The sequence below is a fragment of the Streptomyces albospinus genome (assembly GCF_014648695.1).
GTDB lineage: Bacteria > Actinomycetota > Actinomycetes > Streptomycetales > Streptomycetaceae > Streptomyces > Streptomyces albospinus.
In genome coordinates this window covers 98,795-104,049 of the sequence record NZ_BMRP01000021.1, presented here as the reverse complement: position 1 = coordinate 104,049, position 5,255 = coordinate 98,795, and the positions used below count along the sequence as shown (strand labels likewise).

At 74.6% G+C, this 5,255-nt stretch carries 2 protein-coding genes; both read right to left on the bottom strand.

From position 1 onward, the window contains the following. Positions 1 to 1,677, bottom strand: coding sequence for a sensor histidine kinase (locus IEZ17_RS26335; RefSeq protein WP_189304299.1), 1,677 nt, complete (start codon positions 1,675 to 1,677; stop codon positions 1 to 3). 127 nt (positions 1,678 to 1,804) lie between these two features. Continuing rightward, positions 1,805 to 5,255 (bottom strand): thiol reductant ABC exporter subunit CydC (gene cydC / locus IEZ17_RS26330; RefSeq protein WP_229852642.1); only part of this gene is annotated, 3,451 nt, incomplete at its 5' end.

Genomic DNA, 5,255 nt, shown 5'->3' with positions numbered 1-5,255 from the left:
TCAGAGCGGCGCTTCCCACATCACCATCGTCCCGGTGCCGTCCTCGCCCAGCCCCGGGCCGTAGGTACTCGATCCGCCCAGCGACTCGGCTCGTTTGGCAAGGTTCTTGAGCCCGCTGCGGCGGCCTCCCTCCGCGATACCGACGCCGTCGTCGGCGACCGTCAGCCGGACGCCGTCGGCGCCGTCCGGCAGCGTGACCGTCGCGTCGACCACCACCTCGATCCGCGATGCCGCCGCATGCCGGAAGGCGTTCGACAGTGCCTCGCGCAGCGCGGCGATCAGGTTCTTTCCGGTCAGCTCGCCGACCCGGGCGTCGACCGGACCGATGAAGTGCGCCGACGGCTGGAAGCCGAGCGGCACGGCGGCGGTGCCGATCTCGCGCAGCACCCGGGTGCGCAGCCCCGACGGCGCCTCGGCCGGGCCCTGCTGGAGGGCGAAGATCGCGGTCCTGATCTCCTGGATGGTCACATCGAGTTCATCGACGGCCTTGCCGACGCCGCGCGCCACCTCCGGTACCTCGGATCGGCGCTGCGCCGTCTCCAGCATCATCCCCGTCGCGAACAGCCGCTGGATGACGAGGTCGTGCAGATCACGGGCGATCCGGTCGCGGTCCTCGTAGACCGCGAGCCGCTCCCGGTCGCGCTGGGCGTCGGCCAGCACCAGCGCCAGTGCGGCCTGCGCCGCGAACTGGGTCGCGAGCGTCCGCTCGGCGGCGGTGAACGGGCGTCCCCCACGGCCCCGCGGTGTGGCGAGCGTGCCGAGCACCCGGCCACCGCTCTTGAGCGGCAGCATCATGCTCGGGCCGAAGCGCGGTGCGATGGCCGTGACCATCCGCGGATCGCTGGCCGAGTCGTCCACGAACACCGGCTCCCCCGCGAGGAGTTGCTCGGCCACCGGGCTGTCGGGCGGGATCTGTGTGCCCATGATCCCGGTGGGGTCGTCCGCGGACACCGCGACGATCTCCAGGCCGCCCTCCTCATCGGGCAGCAGCACGATGCCGGCCGCCGAATCCGCCAGCTTCCTGGCCTGCTCGGCGACCACCGCGAGCGCTTCGTCGACATCGCTGCCGGCGAGAAGTTCGGTGGTCACCGCCACCGAACCGTCGATCCACCGCTCCCGCTGGCGGGTCGCCGCGTACAGCCGGGCGTTGCCGATCGCGATACCGGCTTCGGTGGCGAGCACCCGCACCATGTGCAGATCCTCTTCGCTGAACTCCCCGCCGCGCTTCTCGGTCAGATAGAGATTGCCGAAGATCTCGCCCTGGACGCGGATCGGCACCCCCAGGAACGTGCGCATCGGCGGATGCCCCGGCGGAAATCCCGCCGACCGGGAGTCCTGGGTGAGGTCGGCGAGCCGCAGCGCCTTCGGCTCGTGGATGAGCGCGCCGAGCAGGCCCTTGTGGCCGTCGGGCAGCGCACCGATCCGCCGGTGCTGCTCCGCGGTCACGCCGTAGGTGACGAAGTCCGACAGCCCCTCGCGGGCGTCGTCGATGATCCCGATCGCGGCATAGCGCGCGTCGGCGAGTTCGGCGGCGGTCTCCACGATCCGGTCCAGCGTGATGTGCAGGTCCAGCCCCGCGCCGACCGTACGCATCGCCTCCAGCAACTGCGGCACCCGCGCGGTCAGCTCGGACGACAGCCCCTGGAGGCTGCGGGTGGCCTCGGTGGCGGCGTCCATGGGGTCGGGACTCGTGTCGAGGCCCCCGAGGCGCGCGGGGTCCGACGGAGTTCCTGCCGTGGCTGACATGCCCCGAGCCTAATAAGGGCGCATTTCCGAGGAAAGTCCAGTTATGCGGGCACGGCCGCTACTGGGCCGGCGCCAGGGCGGCGCCGTCGACCGCGGCCCGGCGGTCGCCGGGCGCCACCATCTGCGGATATGCCGCATCCACCGCCCGCTCGCGCTCCAGCATCCGCCGGAACGGGCCGTCGGCCGCGGCCAGCTCCGCGTATCCGCCGCGCTGCACGGCCCGGCCCCGGTCCAGGACCAAGACCTCGTCGACCGCGTCCAGGCCGGTGAGCCGGTGCGTGATCAGAACCGTCGTACGGCCCTCGGTCGCGGCCAGCAGATCGGCGGTCAGCGCGTCGGCGGTGGCCAGGTCGAGGTGTTCGGCGGGCTCGTCCAGGACCAGCACCGGGAAGTCCGCGAGCAGCGCACGGGCCAGGGCCAGCCGCTGCCGCTGGCCACCGGACAGCCGGGCACCGTGCTCGCCGACCATCGTGTCGAGCCCGTCGGGCAGCCCGCGCACCCAGTCCGCCAGCCGCGCCCGGCGGAGCGCGTCCCACAGATCCCGGTCATCGGCCGGGCCCCGGGCCGGGTCCCGGCGCGCCAGCCGGAGGTTCTCCCGCAGCGAGCTGTCGAAGAGGTGCGCGTCCTGCGCGCACAGCCCGACCAGCCGCCGCACCGCGTCCCCGTCCAGCGCCTCGGCGTCCGTCCCGGCCAGGGTGTACGTCCCCGACTCCCGGTCCAGGAAGCGCAGCAGCAGCTGCGCGAGCGTGGTCTTGCCGGAGCCCGACGAGCCGACGACGGCGAGCCGGCGACCGGCCGGCAGCGTGAACCCGACACCGTCCAGCGCCGGCCGGTCCTGCCCGGGGTGACGCGCGGTCAGGTCCCGTACGGCCAGCGGGAAGGGTGCGTCGGGAACGGTGGCGGGCGCGGCCGGTTCGCTGACCGGCGCCGGGGCGTCCAGCACCTCGAAGACCCGCTCGGCGGCGTGCCGGGTGCGGCGGCGGTACTGCACGGCGAGCGGCAGCCCCGCCACCGCCTCGAACGCGGCGAGCGGAGTGAGCACGACGACGGCCAGCGCCACCCCTTCCAACCGCCCCGCGTGCACCGCCTGGACGCCGACCACGGCCGCGGCGACGACGGTCAGCCCGCACAGCAGCGCCGAGAGTCCCGCGCCTGCCCCGGCCGCCGCCGCCGAGCGGGACGCGATCCGGGTCAGATCCCGGTCCGCGCGCCGCACCGCGTCCGTCCGCGACCCGATGGCACCGGCCACCGTCAACTCGGCCGTCCCGGTGAGCAGATCGACGACCCGGGTGGACAGCACCCCGCGGGCCGGCGCCAGTTGGCGCTCCGCCCGCCGGGCCAGCACGCCCGACAGCACCGGCACCCCGGCACCCGCGAGCAGCAGCCCGACCGCGAGGACCACCCCGGCCCCGGGCAGCAGCCAGGCGGTGAACCCGACCGTGCCCGCACCGACCAGCAGCGCCGCCCCGACGGGCAGCAGCCAGCGCAGGAAGTAGTCCTGCACCGCGTCGACATCCGCCACCAGCCGCGACAGCAGATCACCGCGGCGCCGCTCCTTGAGGCCGGCCGGAGCCAGCCGCTCCAGCCGCCGGAACACCGCCACCCGTACGTCGGCGAGCATCCGGAACACCGCGTCGTGCGCCACCAGCCGCTCGGCGTACCGGAAGACCGCACGCCCGATGCCGAACGCCCTGGTCGCGGTCACCGCCACCATCAGATACAGCACCGGCGGCTGCTGCGAGGCCCGCGAGATCAGCCACCCGGAGGTCGCCATCAGACCGACCGCGCTGCCCAGCGCGAGGCTCCCGAGCAGCAGGGCGAGCGCGAAGCGCGACCGGCGGGCGCCGGCCGTCCGCCGCAGCCGGCGCAGCGCCGGACCACGGGCGGAACCGTTCACCGCGTCCTCGCGCACGGCCTCGGGAGCCGCCGCCCGGACCGGAACGGACCCGGAATCGGAGCCGGAGTCCGGAGCCGCGGCGGTCTCCACCGTGCCCGCGGTCGCGGCACACGCCAGCCGCACCGTCCGGTCGGCCACCGCCAGCAGCGCCGGCCGGTGTACGACCATCAGGACCGTACGCCCGACCGCGAGCCGGCGGACGGCGGCCACGATGGCCTCCTCCGTCTCGCCGTCCAGGTTCGCGGTGGGCTCGTCCAGCAGCAGGATCGGGCGGTCGGCCAGGAAGGCACGGGCGAGCGCCAGGCGCTGCCGCTGGCCCGCGGAGAGCCCGGCGCCGGATTCGCCGAGCCGGGTGGCCGGGCCCTCGGGCAGCGCATCGACGAAGTCCAGCGCGCCCGCGTCCTCCAGGGCGGTGCGCACCGCCGCGTCGTCCGCGTCCGGCCGGGCCAGCCGTACGTTCTCGGCGATGGTGCCGGCGAAGAGGTGCGGGTGCTGCGGCACCCAGGCGATCCGGCCGTGCCAGCTCTCGGGGGAGAGCGTCGCGATGTCCTGGCCGTCCACGAGGACCCGCCCCTCGGACGGTGCGGTGAAGCCGAGCAGCACGCTCAGCAGCGTGGACTTGCCGGCGCCCGACGGGCCGACCAGGGCGACCGTCTCACCGGGCCGGACCTCGAACGAGGTCTCCGGCAGCGAGTCGGCGGCACGTCCAGGGTGCCGGACCACCAGGCCGTCGACGGTCAGCGCGGTGCCCGCGGGCGCGGGCGCGGTACCGGGCGTCCGCGGCCGGGTCTCCAGCACGGCGAAGATCTCCTCCGCCGCGGACAGCCCCTCGGCCGCGGCGTGGTACTGCGCGCCCACCTGCCGCAGCGGCAGATACGCCTCGGGGGCCAGCACCAGCACCATCAGCCCCGTATAGAGGTCGAGTTCGCCGTTCACCAGGCGCATGCCGATGCCGACCGCGACCAGCGCCACGGAGATGGTGGCGAGGAGTTCCAGGGCGAACGACGAGAGGAAGGCGATGCGCAGGGTGCGCAGGGTCGCCCGGCGGTATTCGCCGGTGATGGCACGGATGGAGGCGGCCTGGGCCTTGGCGCGGCCGAAGACCTTGAGGGTCGGCAGCCCCTCGACGACGTCGAGGAAGTGCCCGGACAGCCGGGCGAGCAGCCGCCACTGGCGGTCCATCCGCGACTGGGTGGCCCAGCCGATGAGGATCATGAAGAGCGGGATCAGCGGCAGGGTGATGACGATGGTCAGCGCGGAGATCCAGTCACCGGTGACGATCCGGGCCAGCACCGCTACAGGGACGACCACCGCCAGCCCCAACTGCGGCAGATAGCGGGCAAAGTAGTCGTCCAGGGCGTCGATACCGCGGGTCGCGAGGGTGGTGAGCTCCCCGGTACGCATCTCCAGGGTGCCGGCGTGCGCGCCGCTCTCCGCGCTGCCGCCCGCGCCGCCCGCCGCCCGGCGAACCGCCGCCCCCGGCCCCAGCAGCGCCGCCCGCTCGATCAGCCGCATCCGCAGCTCGGACTTGACCGCCGCACTGGCACGGTGTGCGGCCAGCTCGGTGAGCCAGGAGACCACCCCGCGGCCGGCGGAGACCGCGGCGAGCAGC